Annotated in this window: 16 protein-coding genes and 3 pseudogenes; 12 read left to right on the forward strand and 7 right to left on the reverse strand. The window is 64.7% G+C overall.

Annotated features, from left to right (window positions below):
* Positions 1-217: 217 nt before the first annotated feature.
* The 5 genes and pseudogenes from VML93_RS21175 to VML93_RS21195 all read left to right on the forward strand — a co-directional run bounded on the left by VML93_RS21175 (position 218) and on the right by VML93_RS21195 (position 4,385).
* Positions 218-1,168, forward strand: coding sequence for an SDR family NAD(P)-dependent oxidoreductase (locus tag VML93_RS21175; RefSeq protein WP_325613713.1), 951 nt, complete (start codon positions 218-220; stop codon positions 1,166-1,168).
* 168 nt (positions 1,169-1,336) lie between these two features.
* The gene (locus VML93_RS21180; RefSeq protein WP_325613715.1) at positions 1,337-1,699 is read left to right on the forward strand and encodes a hypothetical protein; all 363 of its coding nucleotides are present in this window, start codon (positions 1,337-1,339) and stop codon (positions 1,697-1,699) included.
* A 146-nt stretch (positions 1,700-1,845) separates the two neighbouring features.
* Positions 1,846-2,109, forward strand: a complete 264-nt coding sequence (locus VML93_RS21185) for a hypothetical protein (protein ID WP_325613716.1) — start codon at positions 1,846-1,848, stop codon at positions 2,107-2,109.
* A 135-nt stretch (positions 2,110-2,244) separates the two neighbouring features.
* A pseudogene (locus VML93_RS21190) lies at positions 2,245-2,358 on the forward strand (ATP-binding protein); the annotation flags it as partial.
* 407 nt (positions 2,359-2,765) lie between these two features.
* Positions 2,766-4,385, forward strand: a complete 1,620-nt coding sequence (locus VML93_RS21195) for a PPE family protein (protein WP_325613718.1) — start codon at positions 2,766-2,768, stop codon at positions 4,383-4,385.
* A 34-nt stretch (positions 4,386-4,419) separates the two neighbouring features.
* On the opposite strand, the gene VML93_RS21200 is transcribed toward VML93_RS21195, so the two are convergent.
* On the reverse strand, positions 4,420-4,839 hold the full coding sequence (locus tag VML93_RS21200) for a MarR family winged helix-turn-helix transcriptional regulator (protein ID WP_325613720.1): 420 nt from the start codon (positions 4,837-4,839) through the stop codon (positions 4,420-4,422).
* Positions 4,840-5,249: 410 nt separating this feature from the next.
* Here VML93_RS21200 and VML93_RS38660 point away from each other — a divergent pair, with 410 nt between their 5' ends.
* The gene (locus VML93_RS38660) at positions 5,250-5,756 is read left to right on the forward strand and encodes an alcohol dehydrogenase catalytic domain-containing protein (RefSeq protein ID WP_414686411.1); all 507 of its coding nucleotides are present in this window, start codon (positions 5,250-5,252) and stop codon (positions 5,754-5,756) included.
* Positions 5,663-6,118, forward strand: a pseudogene (locus VML93_RS21210) (DUF2182 domain-containing protein); the annotation flags it as partial. The gene VML93_RS38660 and the pseudogene VML93_RS21210, both read left to right, overlap by 94 nt.
* Before the next feature lie 28 nt (positions 6,119-6,146).
* Here VML93_RS21210 and VML93_RS21215 read toward each other — a convergent pair.
* From VML93_RS21215 to VML93_RS21230, 4 genes are all read right to left on the reverse strand, one after another.
* Positions 6,147-6,941, reverse strand: a complete 795-nt coding sequence (locus VML93_RS21215; RefSeq protein ID WP_325613736.1) for a DUF6065 family protein — start codon at positions 6,939-6,941, stop codon at positions 6,147-6,149.
* Between the two features lie 359 nt (positions 6,942-7,300).
* Positions 7,301-7,966, reverse strand: a complete 666-nt coding sequence (locus VML93_RS21220; RefSeq protein ID WP_325613737.1) for a class I SAM-dependent methyltransferase — start codon at positions 7,964-7,966, stop codon at positions 7,301-7,303.
* A gap of 89 nt (positions 7,967-8,055) precedes the next feature.
* Positions 8,056-8,490, reverse strand: coding sequence for a nitroreductase family deazaflavin-dependent oxidoreductase (locus tag VML93_RS21225; RefSeq protein WP_325613723.1), 435 nt, complete (start codon positions 8,488-8,490; stop codon positions 8,056-8,058).
* Positions 8,487-9,434 (reverse strand): NADP-dependent oxidoreductase, encoded by a 948-nt coding sequence (locus VML93_RS21230; protein ID WP_325613724.1) that lies wholly within the window; start codon positions 9,432-9,434, stop codon positions 8,487-8,489. The genes VML93_RS21225 and VML93_RS21230 overlap by 4 nt, the downstream gene beginning before the upstream one ends.
* A 200-nt stretch (positions 9,435-9,634) precedes the next feature.
* Between VML93_RS21230 and VML93_RS21235 the strand changes: the two genes are divergently transcribed.
* Positions 9,635-9,901, forward strand: coding sequence for a hypothetical protein (locus tag VML93_RS21235; RefSeq protein WP_325613725.1), 267 nt, complete (start codon positions 9,635-9,637; stop codon positions 9,899-9,901).
* A gap of 20 nt (positions 9,902-9,921) precedes the next feature.
* On the opposite strand, the gene VML93_RS21240 is transcribed toward VML93_RS21235, so the two are convergent.
* Complete coding sequence (locus VML93_RS21240) at positions 9,922-11,091, reverse strand: acyl-CoA desaturase (protein WP_325613727.1); 1,170 nt, start codon at positions 11,089-11,091, stop codon at positions 9,922-9,924.
* Positions 11,092-11,160: 69 nt separating this feature from the next.
* Positions 11,161-12,258, reverse strand: coding sequence for a ferredoxin reductase (locus VML93_RS21245; protein WP_325613729.1), 1,098 nt, complete (start codon positions 12,256-12,258; stop codon positions 11,161-11,163).
* An 84-nt stretch (positions 12,259-12,342) separates the two neighbouring features.
* On the opposite strand from VML93_RS21245, the gene VML93_RS21250 reads away from it, so the two are divergent.
* The 4 genes and pseudogenes from VML93_RS21250 to VML93_RS38845 all read left to right on the forward strand — a co-directional run.
* Positions 12,343-13,560 carry a helix-turn-helix domain-containing protein gene (locus tag VML93_RS21250; protein ID WP_325613730.1) on the forward strand — a complete coding sequence of 406 codons (1,218 nt, stop codon included), beginning with the start codon at positions 12,343-12,345 and terminating at the stop codon, positions 13,558-13,560.
* Positions 13,561-13,791: 231 nt separating this feature from the next.
* A complete protein-coding gene (locus VML93_RS21255; RefSeq protein WP_325613731.1) occupies positions 13,792-14,172 on the forward strand; it encodes a hypothetical protein in 381 nt (126 codons plus the stop codon).
* Positions 14,173-14,296: 124 nt separating this feature from the next.
* Complete coding sequence (gene eno, locus VML93_RS21260; RefSeq protein ID WP_325613733.1) at positions 14,297-15,577, forward strand: phosphopyruvate hydratase; 1,281 nt, start codon at positions 14,297-14,299, stop codon at positions 15,575-15,577.
* Between the two features lie 10 nt (positions 15,578-15,587).
* Positions 15,588-15,934: pseudogene (locus tag VML93_RS38845) on the forward strand (IS1380 family transposase); the annotation flags it as partial.
* Positions 15,935-16,134: the final 200 nt, after the last annotated feature.

The raw sequence follows: 16,134 nt of genomic DNA on the forward strand, positions 1-16,134 counted from the left end.
CGAAAGCTCCAGTCGCCCGGTTTCTTGTGGCCCAGTAACGCATTGGTCCGATCCGGTCACGAAGGGGCCGATCGCTGAGCCTTCACCAGCTTGACCAAATAATTGTTCCGGCCTAGTTTGGAATTCGGTCTGAGTCGCTCACCGGAGCCGGCGAAGCGCTGACGATACGCAGTCGAGTGTTCCGGCTGAGCCGACCTTCACGAGAGGGATCACCAAAGTGGTTGATTTCAAAGATCAAGTCGCCGTCGTTACCGGCGCCGGCCGAGGACTAGGCCGACTCTACGCTCTGGACCTGGCGAGTCGCGGCGCGTCGGTCGTCGTCAACGACCTCGGTGGCACTATGCGCGGAGAGGGAGCGGACCCCAAAATCGCCGACGAAGTAGTCGCCGAAATTGAATCGAACGGCGGCGTTGCGGTGGCCTCATACGATTCGGTGGACAGTCCCGAGGGCGGCGCGGCGATTGTGCAAACGGCAGTCGATCGGTTCGGGCGCTTGGACGCGGTGATAAGCAATGCCGGCATCTTCAGCAGCGTCGCCTTCGACGAATTGACGCTCGCTCAATGGCGGCAGATGCTCGCCGTTCACTTGGACGGCGGCTTCTATCTCAGCCAGCCCGCGTTCAAAGTGATGAAGAACCAGGGATACGGCAGGTTCGTCTTCATCTGCTCGTCGGCCGGACTGTTCGGGCAGCACCTAGAGGCGCACTACGCTGCTGCAAAAGCAGGACTGATGGGGTTGAGCAACATCATCGCGCTGGAGGGGGCCGACCATGGCATCTTCTCCAATACTGTTCTACCCTTTGGGTTCTCGCGCATGGTCACAGAAACCGTAGACCCGGACACGCTTAAGAATCTGGGACTTCTCGACCTGATCGGACCCGAGAAGGTGGTGCCCATCGTGACCTATCTGGCCAGTCGCGCATGCGAGTCCAGTCATGCGAACTACTCGGCGTGTGCAGGACGGTACGCCCGCGTCTTCGTCGGCTTGGGCGAAGGCTGGCTGCCTGACCGCGACGTCACCGCCACAGCAGAGGACATTTCCGCCAACTTCGCCCAAGTGTCAGGAACGGAACCGTTCACCGTGCCAGGCAACATCTACGAGGAGTTGTTCTCCGTGATAGGCCGACTCGGCGCTGACCTCTCGGGATCCGGCGACCCAACGGGTTGAATCGCGTCGGCGCGCAGCGACGCCGCGCCATCTCCCACTGACTGCGGGAATCACCGCGCAAGAAAACCGCAAGCGGGTGCGGCGATAGTGCTATTTGGGATCGGTAGCAAAGCACGTCCGATGAACTGTCGGCAGACACGCACGCCGAAACAAGCAGAAAGGACGACCGTGTCACACGACCGCATCATGCAGAAGGTGATCGCCGGAGCGCTGCTCGGTGGCGGGCTGGTGCTGGCCGGATTTGGGCCGGCCACAGGAACTGCCCAGGCCGACAAGGGCTACGGAACGTGGTGCCCCGGCCAGCCGTTGCCCGTGCCCTACAAGTACCAGAAGTTCCCTGACGGCTCGGTAAGACTGGTGGACACCCTGCCGCCCGACCTCGTCTGGGATATGAACGCCTGCCACGACTGGCACCGCCGATGGATCGATCAAGGTAACGGCGCGAGCCTCTCGGACACTCTGGAGGGAAGCATCCCCCGGATGAACTGCGGTCCGGGCTGGTGCCCGGTGCCACCGGGAGCCGGCACGTAATGCTGCTGGCTTTCAGGGCAGGTTGATTCGCCAGTGCAGTCCCACAAGGTAGTCGGCGAGTTGGGCCGCAGTGACGTCGAGAAGTTCTTCGGCCCAGGAAATCAAGAGTTCTGAGGCAGCCCCTGCCAAGGCGAAAGTCTTTGCTGATGCGGACCGCCGCCGCCGACGCGTTCGAATCGTGGCTGGCGGTTCTCGAGCAGCGCTTCACGACGGCCGGGATGACCGCCGAGTGCGCCCGCGACGTCGCGGTAGAGGTCTTCTGCCTGATCGAAGGAGCCGTTCTGCTGTCGCGCACCACGCGATCGTCAGTGCCGATGCACACCGCTGGGCGGGCGGCGGCGAATGCCGTTGCCGCCGGGCTCGCTGCCTCCCGCAAGAACGTCAAACGTCGGGAGAACGGCGCAAGCTGATCCACTGGCTGATCGCCTCGGTGGCCGCCTTCGAAGGCACCCAAAGCCAGAGGGTTCTTGACTACCCGTTTCGTCAGCGGAAAAGGCGCACGTAACGGCCTAAACGCCGAACTCCACCGCTCGGACACTCCAAGCCCGGTCGGAGTGGGAAATACGTTCCTGGCCAATGCATTAGGCCATATAGCCGTCCGTCGTGGCCGTAGCGTGCACCCCGAACGCGCCGACAAATTGTTCAAACGCCTGCGCGGTGGCGAGTCGCGCCCTCGTGCAAGGGCAATTCGTGATGGCGCAGCGTCGGAGTGTGCACGGTGTAACCGCGCTCTTCGAATTCCGCCCGAGCGGGGCCCAAATGTCGCCACGGCCCCACGTGCCGTGGATGAGGACGACATGTTTTTTTCGGGCATGAAACCAAGGATGACAGCCAATACGCCGGGTTGTGGTCCTAATCAGCGCACGTGTACAGCGCCGCGCTCGTTCGTCGGCAAAGCATTTGTTGATCAGCCAATCTGGGTTATCGTCGGATCCGTGGCGCATGGGGGCGAACCACCGATACCGCGACGAGCTCGCATTCGTCGGCTGCCTGGTGGTGACGCACAGCGCGTGGTTTCCAGCCTTGCCGACGTGGCGTATCCGGCATCCCGATTAAAGGAGTGGTGATGAGCTTTTCGGTGTTGCCTCCTGAACTGAATTCCGCGCTGATGTTCGCCGGACCGGGAGCGGCTCCGTTGTTGGCTGCGGCGGAGGCCTGGGATGGGATAGGCGCCGAGCTGAATTCCGCGGCCAGCACATTCAGCTCGGTAACTTCCGACCTGACGGCCGAGGCATGGCAAGGTCCTGCGTCGCTGCTGATGAAGGCCGCTGCCGGCCCCTATGCCGGTTGGCTGGGCAGGGCTGCCGCTCAAGCAGAAGAGTCGGCGAGCCAGGCTCGCGCGGCGGCCGCGGCCTTTGAGGCCGCGCGAGGGGCAGTGGTGGATCCGGGCTTAGTGACGGCCAACCGCGGCCAGCTGGTGTCGCTGGTGATCTCGAACCTGTTCGGTGAAAACGCCCCGGCGATCGCGGCCACCGAGGCTGCCTATGAGCAGATGTGGGCTCATGATGTCGCCGTGATGAGCGGGTATCACACCAGTGCGTCGGCGACGGTCGCGCAGTTGGGGCAGTGGGGGCAGGCGCTGGAGAATCTGCCTGGCCTGCCAGGTGAATTCGCCAAAGCTATCCAGCAGACCTCCGCGACACCGGCCGCGGGACCGACTCAGTTGGCCTACACGCTGCTCGCCGATATCGTCGGGTCGCCGGCTCTGCCGGCCATCCCCGCCTCGCAGAATCCAACCTTCACCGGTACACCGTCGCTGTTGAACAGGTTTGAAGTCGCCGGGCTGTGGGGGATTAAGGGTGCCCTCAGCCCGACCGGAATCGAAGCTGCGCTCGTAAAACCAGGTTCCCCATTCTTGTCGCTCGTTACCGGCGACAGCAACATCCCGGGACTATCGTTTTTCCTCAGCAACACCCCGCCAAAGGTCCTGCCGTTCCTATTCGGAGAAACGGTCCAGCAGACCACATTTGAGGGGATGCGCGTCGTGGAGATCACGCCCGCTCATCCATCCGGCGACTACGTGGTGGCCATTCACGGTGGCGCATTCATCTTTGCGCCGTCGATCTTCCACTGGCTCGATTACACACTGATGGCCAGCCAGACCGGCGCGACGATCGAGGTGCCGATCTACCCGTTGCTGCAGCAAAGTGGCACCGCCGAGACGGTGGTACCGGTAATGGCGAACTACATCGCCCAGGAAGTCGGTCAATACGGGTCGTCACACGTCAGCGTGATCGGTGACTCCGCGGGTGGCAACCTCGCGCTGGCGTCTACCGAATACCTGGTAGCCCACAACGAAACCCAATACGAACCCGGGTCAATGGTGCTGTTGTCGCCATGGCTGGACGTAGGGCTGACCAATCCAAACATCGGGCTCGTCCACGATCCGCTGCTGCCCGTCGGGCCCGGGCAAGTGATCGGTAAGGCGTGGGCTGGCGACCTTCCTGAGAACGACTATGAGGTGAGTCCGCTGTATGGGTCGCTCGACGGCCTCCCGCCGACCTATGTCTACTCGGGCTCGCTGGATTCACTCGCACCCGACGTCGTCGCCCTCGAGCAAAATGCCGCAACCACAGGGGCGCCGTTCAGCTTCGTCCTGGCCACCGGCGAAATTCACGACTGGGTTCTGCTCTCTCCCGACGGGCCGCGCTACCTCCCGCAGATCGAGCAGGAACTCGGAATTTGACCGCGGCCTGACTGAGCGACGGCGCCGAATCGAGTCAGTTCGGAAGCGAGCTGTGCAGATCCAGGTTGACGTTGACGTGCTCCAACGCCGCGGTCAGGGGAGCCAACAGCTCAACCGGGAGTGGATCGAAGAACAGCCGGCGTACCAAATCGACATGCGCAGGGGCCGCTTGTGCGATCGCGTCGTGACCCTTCTTCGTCAGTTGCGCATCGGTGGCGCGGCCGTCGACCGTCGACGGCCGGCGCTCCGTCAGTCCGCGTTCGCCCATACGTCGTAGCTGGTGCGACACACGGCTCCGTTCCCACGCGAGTTCTGCGGCAAGATCGGTGACCTGCATACGCCCGTCGGGGGCCCGGCTCAGTGCCGCCAGCACGTCATAGTCGGACAGCGACAGCCCGGCGTCCGACTGCAGCTGCCGGTTCATCTCGTAGTTCATCCGCAACTGCGCGCGCATGAAGGCAGTCCACGCCCGATCCTGCGGGGGCGTCAGCCACCTACCATCGTTGTTGCGTGACGGGGTTTTTGATGACACTTCTTGCAATCCTTCGGTCTGAGGCCACCCGATTATCGCCGATTTGTGCTGCGACTAAGCCTCGACACTCGGCGACGCATTGGGAGGAGTCCCTCCGCTGAGGTCTCGCCCGAACGCCACTCGGCCTCGGCGCGGTGAAATGATCGACCAACCTCTTCATTGTGCGTGACTTATCATGTAAAGCTTGGGTAGAGTGAATGCACGTGAAGTATCAATCAGTTGTTGTGCCGAGCGACTCCGGCAGCGGGGTCGGAGCCTCCGCTTCAGCAGCGAAAAGTGCTGCCCCACAGACGATTCCGGCGCCACCACCGATATTGAGGATGTGATCAGCGGTGATACGCGCCATCACCTTCGCCAGCGCCGGCGAGCCTGCCGACGTCTTGGAAGCCACCGAAATCCCCGAACCGCCGACGCCAGGGTCCGGGCAAATCCAGGTCGAAGTCCGCGCCTTCCCGATCCATCCCGGAGACCTCGTCGGCGTCAGTGTCGGCTCCACAGATCCCGGACGCCAAACGGTGGCCGGCCTTGAGGCCACCGGCGTCGTGGTTGCGAGCGGACCCGGCGTCGACAACCCTCCGGTCGGCACCCGCGTCACTGTGTTCCCCAACCCCGGGTCCTGGGCGCAACGCATCAACGTCGCTGCGGAAGTCGCTGTCCCCGTTCCGGACTCGGTGAGCGACGACGCCGCAGTCGCCCGTAAGGCCGCCCGCTCAGCACAACCCGCTGGCCCCGACGTTCGTCTTCGTGCACCGGCTACATTGCGATGTGGACGATCTTCAGTCTGGTGGCCACCACCGCTCAGCACGCTCTCGATCAGGCCGCGCTGCTCTCCCCGATGATGGTGTCCACCAGCGCCGTGTTCGGAGCCGCGCTGCTGATCGCGGCCGGCATCTACCAGTTCACCCCGCTCAAGAATGCCTGTCTGAGGAATTGCCGGACCCCGGCACACTTCCTGTCCCGCTATTGGCACGCTGGCAACTTCGGCGCCTTCCGCATGGGACTGAGGCTCGGCGCCTTTTGCGTGGGCTGCTGCTGGATCCTGATGGGATTGCTGTTCGTCGGCGGCGTGATGAACCTGCTGTGGATCGCGGCGATCGCCATCTTCATCCTGCTGGAGAAGACGATCCCATTCGGTGACGTGAGTGGGAAGTTCGCGGGCGCAGGGATGATCGTCGTTGGCGCGTTGAGTTTGGTGCTGTGAGCCGCTGTCGATCACGGTGCTTTTGCGCTCATACTTGCGGCTTCTCAAGTTGTGGCTGAACAAACGCACGAAGATGACGGCGAGTCTGGTGATCCGGTGTCCCGGCCTCGCCGTCTATGTGTCTGCCTCGCGTGTAGTCGGCTTGCCACTCCGGTTGCTGTCCCGCGGCGACCCTCGCCGCCTGCTCGAATTGGCTTGTCGTGTCACGTGAGCGAAGAAATAACTCATGCTTGCGCTGCAGATCTTCATCAGACTCGATGCGCTGGAGTTCGGGGGCGAACTCTTCCAGCTCGGCTCGGCGCTGGGGAACGATCATGCAGATCGGCTCGTCGACCTCGAATCGCAAAGGCATCATTTTGCGGGTGATTTTCCAGCTCATGCTGAAACTCGCGCTTGCCCAGTCGGTTTCGACGATGCCCTCTAACGGACACACGGCGTCCTTCGGATAGTTCGCCGGCCCGCGGACCAAGAGGTTGTAGCCCGGCGGAGTGCGAAACAGCATCGGCAGATGCCAGGTCAGGATGCCGTTGCCGAAATGGCTGGAGGGCAGGAACTGACCGGTGTCGCGCTTGTCGGGTGCGATCATCACGTCCACGCCGTCTTGACCGAACCACGTAGCGGTGAACGCGCACCGGTTGCGCAGCTCCCAGCCGCTTTGATTGGCGATCAGCATCGGCAAACACCGATTAGGCCAACCGCTACTCGTTCCTGACATCTCTGTCATCCACGTCCGGCTTATCGGCGCCTGGGTAATCGGCGGCGCGTCATCACGAGTGATGAACCCGATCAGTCGACGGACCGGCCCGTTGGACTCGTCAGACATCTGTTCCTCGGTTAGCTCGGGACATCCGTTGCGACAGACGGTGAATCCCCCAGAAACATGACGTACGTCATGCTTCGGCGGCTTCGGTCCGCTAATTATCCGACCAAATCCTACATACCGCTCGTCGGGGGAGGGGGTGATCGTCTTTGCGGGGCCATTTCGATGCGAACCCGGCGCAGCGAAAGGCTGATCATCGCGTTCTGGCCAGCTGCGCGGTGGCGTTGACCCGCTGGATGGCCGTGGCGATTTCGTCGGTGGATTCCCGTCGCCGGCTCCCCACCCGGCGATGCGGAACATCTCGCTCGATAGGTTTACCGGGTGGACATGCCGGTTTCGATCACGGTAAGTTTTTAGTCCTGTTACCGCCGTTGTGCGCGCAGGTACCAGAACGCCATTTCGACTTGCGCGCCGTCCAGTTCGCCGTGCACAGTGGCAGCCTCCAGCGACGTGATGTCCCAGCCGGCGTCGCCGAGGACGTCGCGCAGCGTTTGTTCGGACACCGCCGGTCGCCAGTCCTTGCCTACCGGGTTGTCTTCGGAGAAGCAGCTGAGCAACAGGGTCGCACCTGGCCGGGCTGCCCGGTGCACCGCGGCGGCGTAACTACGTCTGCCGTCGTCATCGAGGCCGTGGAACATGCCGCTGTCGATCACGGTGTCGAACGCGTCGGTGAAGCCGTCGAGCCTGGTGGAATCGGCCACCGCGAACTTCACGTCGACCCCGGCGTCCCTGGCGCGCTGCTCGGCAGTGGACAGGGCGGTGGGTGAGATGTCCAACCCGGTCACCGCGTGACCGTTCTTGGCCAGGTAGACGGCGTTATCGCCGTACCCGCAGCCGACGTCGAGAACGTCGCCGTGGACCCAGCCGCCGCTGTGCCATGCGATGACACTCTCGCTGGGCAACTTGTTGTCCCAGGGTGGTGCGGTCACCGGCGCGATGCCTTCGCCCGGGCTTTCGCCACGGTAAAGGGCATCGAAATCGATCTGCTGCGATCCGGAGGCTTCTTCGGAGGATCTCGAGGCTGTCATGGTCATGGGCTCCATAGTAGTAGATTTACATGATCTATCAATCAATTGTGGTCTGCCGACGGCTCCGCCGGACGCGGGCGCCGGGACCTTCAATCGCGCGGCCTCCCTGTGCCGGTAGGTGTGAGTGCAACCACTGGAATGATCCGCGACGTCATTCGCGCGTACTCGGCGAATCCCGGATACCGCTGGGCCTGCAGCGCGTACTTCTCGTCCCGCTCGGCGCCCTGCAAATCGGTGGCCTGCACGTCGATGATGTCGTCGCCAACTTCGATGCGGGCGTTGGGGTTTGCCTTCAGGTTCCAGTACCAGTCCGGGTTATCGTCGGCGCCGTTTTTCGATGCGAACACCAAATGCCGGGCGCCGTCGGCCAGATACATCATGATGTTGGTCCTGGGCTTCCCGCTGCGTGCACCGACGGTGTGCAGGACGACCAGCGGCGCCCCCTCGAACGGGCCGCCGACACGACCGTGGTTGGCGCGGAACTCGGCGATATTGCGTTCGTTGAAGTCGTTGCCATTGCTCATCTGGATGCCGCCGTCGCTGATGGTCGCAGCACCAGCTTGCCGCGGGTGTGTCGCAGTTCGACCTCGCGGAACGCGTCCCGCACATCGTCGAGGGCGAACACTCCGGCGATGGGCACCTCCAGTTCACCCCGTGCGACCAGGTCGGCCAACTCGGCGACCACCGCCGCAGTCGCGGCATCCGCGCCGCCTGCCGACAAGACCCCGAACCGCTGCACGGCAGCGAAATCTGCGATGGTGTTCACCCTTTCGCGCGGCACTTGGAGGTCCTCGACGGCCATGGCGACGTATCCTCCACCGAAGAAATCCAGCAGGGCGTCGATGTGTCCGGACGGTGCTGCGGCGATCAGCCGGGCCGGCAGGTCGTCACCGTAGTTGACCGGGACAGCGCCGTGGCCGGCGAGCCAAGCATCGTTGGACGGCCCGGCGATGCCCAGGACCGTCGCCCCGGCGCGTCGGGCGAGTTGAACCGCGATCGAGCCGACGCCGCCGGCGGCACCCGCGATCGCGACCGTCTCCCCGGGTACCAGGCGCACCGCCCGCACCGCGGCATAGGCGGTGGCGCCCGCGACAAACAGCGAGCCGGCCACCTCCCAGGAAACCTCAGTCGGCTTGAGGGTCAACTGGTTTGCCGGCACCGCCGCGTACTCGGCGTGGCTGGACCGGTTCATGGAGAACCCTATGACCTCGTCGCCGACGGCGAAATCGCTGACACCGGAGCCGAGTTCGGCCACCACTCCGGCCAGGTCGCTGCCTTGACCGGAGGGAAATGTGGCCGGGAACTGGTCGGCCAGGGCGCCGCTGCGGATCACCGCCTCGCTCGGATTGATGCCGGCCGCTCTGACCTCGACCAGAACCTCACCGGCTTCCGGAACAGGGCGCGGTACGTCCCGCACCTCGAGGACGTCGACGTCTCCGTAGGAATCGAACTGCACTGCTTTGGACATGGACGCCACACTAGCAGAGTTACATGATGTATCAAGTAAAATATGTTCGGGGCAAATGTCCGCTCGGATCGCCGAGCAGGTGGTGTGCACTATGTGAAGTCGGTCACATCAGCACAGAAGGGGCAGCGTTCACCCGGCCCCTACGTTGCATCAGGCAAGTCTTCGGATCAGACGGTGACTCAACTCTCGGCGAGGCAGACATGCAGCACACCACCATCAGCGGACACCGCCAGGCTCACTACACAACGACGGCGTTGTGGATCGTCGCCGGCATCGTCGCGGTGGTCGCACTCGGGGACGCTGTGACCGTGCTGGCCATCGTCGTCGCGATCGTGGCCACAGTCCGGTGGCTCTACCGCGAAGTTCAGCAGCGCTGGGAGACCAGCGACGCGCAACTGGCTCCCGTCACCCACCTTCGCCCGGAGCCGGCCGGTCGACACGAATGGCGTGGCCCGCGCGCCGCTTAGCCATCGCGTCGCCGTAACGGTTATGCGGCATGCGCCGGCTGTGTCGTCCCAGATGGCTCGCAACCAGTAGCCCAACCCAGTCCGAATCGCGGCAACCGCCGGGTGGCGAGGTTGTTCGGCAGGGACAGCCGCACCACCTTCTTCCAGGCCGACGCGACCTGTCGCGGCAGAGGGCCGCTGGTGTAGGTCAGGCCGTAGCGCCCGAAGAGTTCGGCGACCTTCGGGGCGATCTCCTGGTAGCGGTTGCTCGGCAGGTCGGGGAAGAGGTGGTGCTCGATCTGGAAGGACAGGTTGCCGGTCATAAAGTGCAGCCACGGGCCGCCGGAGATGTTGGCGGAGCCCAGCATTTGCCTTAGGTACCACTGTCCGCGGGTTTCGCCGTCGATCGAGGTCTTTTCATACGTCTGGACGCCGTCGGGGAAGTGCCCGCACATGATGACCGAGTGCGTCCACAGGTTGCGGATCAGGTTGGCGGTCAGGTTCGCGGTGAATGTAGTCAGCGCCGAGGGTCCCGATAGGAGTGGGTGCAGGACATAGTCTTTGAGCGATTGTCGACCGACCTTGGCGAGGACCTCCTGGCCCTGGCGGCGGAACACGTCCTTCTCGGTCTTGCCCTTGAGGTAGCGGCCGATCTGCAGATCGTAGGCGGCGATGCCGTATTGGAAGAAGCAGGCGTTGACGAAGTTGGTCAGCGGCTGGACCAGGTAGAACACCTTCCATCGCTGATCCTCGTCGACACGCATGATGCCGTAGCCGAGGTCCTGATCCAGGCCGAGCACGTTGGTGTAGGTGTGGTGCAACTCGTTGTGTGAGTGCTTCCACATCGAGGCCGGCGATGCGCTGTCCCATTCCCAAGCCGTGGAGTGGATTTTCGGGTCGCGCATCCAGTCCCACTGGCCGTGCATCACGTTGTGGCCGATTTCCATGTTGTCGATGATCTTCGACACCGCCAACCCTGCCGTGCCGGCGATCCAACCCGGCGGGAACAGTGAGAACAGCAAGACTGCGCGGCTGGCCAGTTCGAGTGTGCGCTGGCCGTCGATGACCTTGCGGATGTAGGCGGCGTCGCGTTCGCCGCGGCTGGCGATGACGTGGGCGCGGATGGCGTCGAGTTCGGCGCCGAGGTTCTCGATGTCATCGTCGCTGAGGTGGGCAATCGGGCTGTCATGCTTGCGTTGCATGGCGGTCATGTCGTAACTCCTTGTCTCAAAGCAGTTTTGGTCAGATATCGCAGTTTTCGTCAGATGTCGCAGTTTTGTTCAGATGTCGATGTCGCACGCGCCGGCGGCGGCGCTGATGCACGTTTGGATCACCACGCCGTCACCCTCGGCGGCGGTGGTGAGGTCGCCGGTGCGCACGTCGCGCACGGCGCCGCGGCGCAGGGGGACCACGCAGCCGAAGCACACGCCCATCCGGCAGCCCGACGGCATCAGCACGCCGGCGGCCTCGCCGGCATCGAGCAGCGTCTGATCGCCGGCGGCTTGCGCGGTCGCACCACTCTTGCTGAATGTCACCGTGCCACCGTCGCCGGTCGTCACAACATCGGCGCGAAACCTCTCGGTGTGCAACTCGTCGGCCACGCCCTGTTCGGCCCAGTGCCGTTGCAGCGCGTCGAGTAGGCCCCCGGGTCCGCAGGCCCAGGTGCGCCGCTGGTCGAGGTCGTCGACGAGCTCGTGCAGGCGCGCGGCGTCGAGTCGGCCGTCGCCGGCGGTGTGGATTTCGATCAGCCGGATTCGGCCGCGCGCCGCCAGCCCGCGCAGCTCGCCGCCGAAGATCACGTCGTCAGGGGTTGGCGCGCAGTGCACGACCACCGCGTCGGTGACGGCATCCGTCCTGTCGAGGAGATTGCGCAGGATGCCCATGACCGGGGTGATGCCGCTGCCGGCCGTGACGAACAGCAGCTTGTCCGGTACTGCGGTGGGAAGGACGAAGTCACCGGCGGCCTGGTCGAGGTGAAGCAGGGTGCCGACGGTGGCGCGGTACGTCAGGTAGTTACTGACCTTTCCGTCCGGCATGGCCTTCACGGTGATCGAGATGTGCCCGTCGGGACGGTCGGTGTGCGAGGTCAGCGAGTAGGTGCGCCACTGACGCACCCCGTCGACGTCGACGCCGACGCGGACGTACTGGCCGGGGACATGCGCCTGCCATCCGCGGCCGGGCTTGATCATCACGGTGACCGAATCGCGCGTCTCGGGGTGCACGGCGGTGATCCGTCCCCGCAGCGGGGCCCCGGAACGCAGCGGGTCGACGAGGTCGAGGTAGTCACCGGGCACCAAAGGGGTGGTCATCCGCTCGGCCAGCTCAAGCACGCGCCGGCGCAGTCCGGTAGCGGAGGGGCGAACTGTTGTTGTCGTCATGCCACCAGCCTCCATGAGCATGTGGTACAAAGTCCTATCTGCTGAGGGTGATTAATCCGCCATCTTTTGTTCGAAAGGAACAACTTGTCTGACCCGGACACCCGATTCATCGGCCTGGACCTCGACGACGAGATCGTCGAAGCCCTGGAGGGGGTGCTGCCCCGGATGGCCGAGCACACGGTCGCGGCGGTCACGGCGGAAGTGCCCAGTTACGCCGACGCGTTCGACGACCGGATGGGACAGAACATCGAGAGAGCGGTGCAGCTGGCGCTGGGCGCCTTCCTGCGCCTGGCCACACGTTCACACGGCGCCGATCCCGGGCCGCGGTTGTCTCCTGCTCTCGACGGCGCGTACGACCTGGGCCGCGGCGAGGCCCGCAACGGCCGGTCGATCGATGCCCTGCTGGCGGCCTACCGGGTCGGTGCGCGGGTGGCGTGGCGGGAGTTGTCGACCACCGCGGTGGCGGCGGGGCTTGCGGCGGCGACGACAGCGCGGTTCGCCGAGATGGTGTTCGCCTTCATCGATGAACTGTCGGCGGCAAGCGTGTCGGGCCACGCCGATCAACTCGCCGCCGCGGGCCGGGTCCGGCAACGCCACCTCGACCGGCTCGCCACCGAACTGCTGGCGGGCCGGCCGCTGAACCAGCTGCTCGCCAGCGCCGAGCAGGCCAACTGGAAACCGCCCAAGACGCTGAGCGCAGTGCTGCTGCCCGAGGCCGAAACCCGCAAGCTGGCAGCCCTTTTCACGCAAGAGACGCTGCAGGCCACCGTCGACCCGCCTGAGTCGGACGCCGCCGGATCCCTGGCCGTGGTGCTGATCCCCGACGCCGAAGGCCAACAGCGGCGCCGGGTGCTCGAAGCGTTAGCGGGTGGGCGTGCCGTCGTCGGGCCGCCGCGTCCGTGGTGGTCGGCGCGATCGTCGTATCGACGCGCGATACGCACTCTCACCTTGGCCGCAGGCGAGGCCGGCCTGGTGGACACCGAGGACCACCTCGTCGAGCTGGTCCTCAGCGCCGACCACGACGCCGCCGCGGACCTGCGTCGCCGCGTGCTGGCACCGCTGGCGGGGCTGCGTCCCAGCGCTGCCGAACGGCTCGCGGAAACACTGCGGGCCTGGGTGTTACACCTCGGCCGCCGCGATGCCGTGGCCGAATCACTGTTCGTGCACCCGCAGACGGTGCGCTACCGGATGACTCAGTTGCGCGAACTCTACGGCGACCGCCTCGACGACCCGAACACCATCCTGGAACTGACCGTGGCACTAGGCATTTCAGCGTCGCCGACCGACGCAGCCGATAACTGAGCGTTGGTGGGCCGACATAGCTGACTGACTAAAAGCGTGATCTACTGCACGCAGAAGGTCACTTTCCGATATTCCGGCAAGATCGAGAGCATTTCGCGTCAACCTTGGGGCATGGTCAGATCGACGGTTTCACGTCCGGACGTGGCGGTTAGGCGCGAGTCATTAACCGTCGCGGGGCGTGACCGCACGTTTATCACCGCCCGCGGTCGAACACCCCGACCCGGCCCGGTCTTGACCATCCACGGCACCGCCGATCCCCTGGCGCCTTTCGAGGGCGGCATCGTCGGCTACCGCGGCCGCTTTCCCAAGGGCATGCACCTTTCGGCGCCGCAGACCGCTGAGTACTTCGCCACCCGCAACGGCATCACCGGAGAGCCATGCGTCACGCAGTTGGCGCACCGGGGCGCACCCGGCGATGCAACGTCGGTCACCAGCTACGACTACACCAGTCCCGGCGCGTCGCCCGTGCGGTTCTATGCCGTGCATGGCGGCGGCCATGTTCTCCCCAATCCCAAACGCGCCTCGGTGCAATGGCTTTGGGGACCGTCGACGCGCGATCTGTGCGCCGCCGACGCCGTCGCCGACTTCTTCCGCCTGCCCACTGCCAACTGAGATAGCAGGCTTCATGCGCGGCACAAATCAGGCTCAGAGACTTTCTCAGCGCCCTCTCAGCGACCCGCTCATACGCTGGCGCTGCCATGTTCATCGACTTTCACGCCAGCAGGAGAGGTCGTCGATGAAGGTCGCCTCCGTCGTGGCCCGCCAGCTGCTGGACTGCAAGGCCCGGCCGCTGGTAGAAGTTGAAATCACCACGGACACCGGACATGTCGGCCGTGGTGCGTCGCCGACCGGCACTTCCGTCGGTGTGCACGAGGCTTTCGTGCTGCGTGACGGAGACCCGGCCGAGTACCGCGGGCTCAGCGTGCATCGCGCCGTCGCCGCGGTTACCGACGAAATCGCTCCCGTTCTCCTGGGCGCCGAACTCGACGACCCGCGGTCCCTGGACCGGCTGTTGATCGAACTCGATGGCACGCCGGACAAGCACCGGCTCGGTGGAAACGCGATCTACTCCACCTCGATCGCGCAGCTGCGCGCGGCGGCCGCCGCGGCGCGCATGCCGACCTACTCCTTCGTCGGCGCACTGCTGGGACTCGAACCGCCCACCGCGGTGCCCGCGCCCAGCTTCAACATGATCAACGGCGGCCGCTACGGGGACGTCGTCCAGACCTTCAACGAGTTCCTCGTGGTGCCTTATCGCGCCGAGTCCATCGAGTCGGCGGTCGAGAAGGGTGTGAGGTCGTTCGGCGTGCTGGGCGAGGTGCTGGCCGAGCGGCTCGGTCGCGCACCGCTGGTGGCCTCGTCGTACGGGTACGTCGCCCCGTCGGGTGACCCGCGCGTCGTCCTGGAGGTGCTGTCCGAGGCCGTCGAGCGTGCCGGCTGTGCCGACGTCATGGCGTTTGCCCTGGACTGTGCCTCCAGCGAAGTGTACGACGCCAACACGCAGACGTACGCACTCAACGGCGAGCAGGTGACCGCGGAGGCGCTGATCGACTATGCGCGGGCGCTGTCGGAGGACTTCCCGATGGTGTTCATCGAAGACCTGCTCGACGGAGACGACTGGGACGGGTTCACCAAAGCCGTTCAGACCATTGACCGTTCGCTCATCCTCGGCGACGACCTGATCGTTACCGACCGCGACCGACTGCAGCGGGCCGTACAGACCCCGGCCGTTCACGGCTTCATCCTGAAGCCCAATCAGGTCGGGACCATCGCCGAGGCACTGGACTGCTTCGAATACGCCACGGCGAACCGACTTCTGGCGATCCCGTCGGGCCGGTCGGGCGGTGTCATCGACGATGTCGTGATGGACCTGGCGGTGGGCCTGGGGGCGCCGTTCCAGAAGAACGGCGCGCCCCGGTCGGGCGAACGCATCGAGAAGCTCAACTTTCTGCTGCGCGCGGCCGAGCGTATCCCGAACTGCACGCTGGCCGACGTGCCGGCGTTGGTGCGGTTCTGAGCCTGCATCCGTGGACGGTTGGTCTACGGGTGATCGACGTGTGAACAGCGAAAATACCTTCTGGGCCGCGGGTTTGGTTCCGGGGCTGGAATTGGCTAAGCAGAACGGTCTTTCGTGGTTGATCAGCGAGCACGTCGAGCTGCCCAGCACACGGGTGGTCTCGGGCGCGGTGAACCCGCCGGGAAGCTGACCACGACCATCGCGGGCATGATGTGCGGCGCAGACAGCATCGACGATGTGAACGTGTTGCGCGCCGGCGCCACGCCCTGGGTGTTCGCCGAGGTGTATGCGCGCTCGACAGTGGGGATCTTGCTGCGCGAGTTCAGCTTCGGGCACGCCAACCAGCTCGCCGCGGTGGCCGCGAGCATGAGCTTGGTTGACAGGTCGATCCCCGTGCGCGAACGCGTTGGCGTTCGGTGTCAGAGATCTGTCCGGGTGCCTTCGTGCCTCGGACGCAAATGTATGTGGTTTCGCCGTTTGGGAGACGAACATGCCTTATCTGGAGCAGAGTTGTCGCGAACGAATATGGAGGACCACCATGACGACCTTTCGCGATC

The sequence above is a fragment of the Mycobacterium sp. genome, from assembly GCF_035499775.1.
Classification (GTDB): Bacteria; Actinomycetota; Actinomycetes; order Mycobacteriales; family Mycobacteriaceae; genus Mycobacterium.

Bases quoted from the DNA above. Each gene is read 5' to 3' on its own strand.
- VML93_RS21185 (WP_325613716.1), top strand. From the start codon at position 1,846: ATGCGGACCGCCGCCGCCGACGCGTTCGAATCGTGGCTGGCGGTTCTC.
- VML93_RS21195 (WP_325613718.1), top strand. From the start codon at position 2,766: ATGAGCTTTTCGGTGTTGCCTCCTGAACTGAATTCCGCGCTGATGTTC.
- VML93_RS21200 (WP_325613720.1), bottom strand. From the start codon at position 4,839: ATGCGCGCGCAGTTGCGGATGAACTACGAGATGAACCGGCAGCTGCAG.
- VML93_RS21215 (WP_325613736.1), bottom strand. From the start codon at position 6,941: ATGTCTGACGAGTCCAACGGGCCGGTCCGTCGACTGATCGGGTTCATC.
- VML93_RS21220 (WP_325613737.1), bottom strand. From the start codon at position 7,966: ATGACAGCCTCGAGATCCTCCGAAGAAGCCTCCGGATCGCAGCAGATC.
- VML93_RS21225 (WP_325613723.1), bottom strand. From the start codon at position 8,490: ATGAGCAATGGCAACGACTTCAACGAACGCAATATCGCCGAGTTCCGC.
- VML93_RS21230 (WP_325613724.1), bottom strand. From the start codon at position 9,434: ATGTCCAAAGCAGTGCAGTTCGATTCCTACGGAGACGTCGACGTCCTC.
- VML93_RS21235 (WP_325613725.1), top strand. From the start codon at position 9,635: ATGCAGCACACCACCATCAGCGGACACCGCCAGGCTCACTACACAACG.
- VML93_RS21240 (WP_325613727.1), bottom strand. From the start codon at position 11,091: ATGACCGCCATGCAACGCAAGCATGACAGCCCGATTGCCCACCTCAGC.
- VML93_RS21245 (WP_325613729.1), bottom strand. From the start codon at position 12,258: ATGACGACAACAACAGTTCGCCCCTCCGCTACCGGACTGCGCCGGCGC.
- eno (WP_325613733.1), top strand. From the start codon at position 14,297: ATGAAGGTCGCCTCCGTCGTGGCCCGCCAGCTGCTGGACTGCAAGGCC.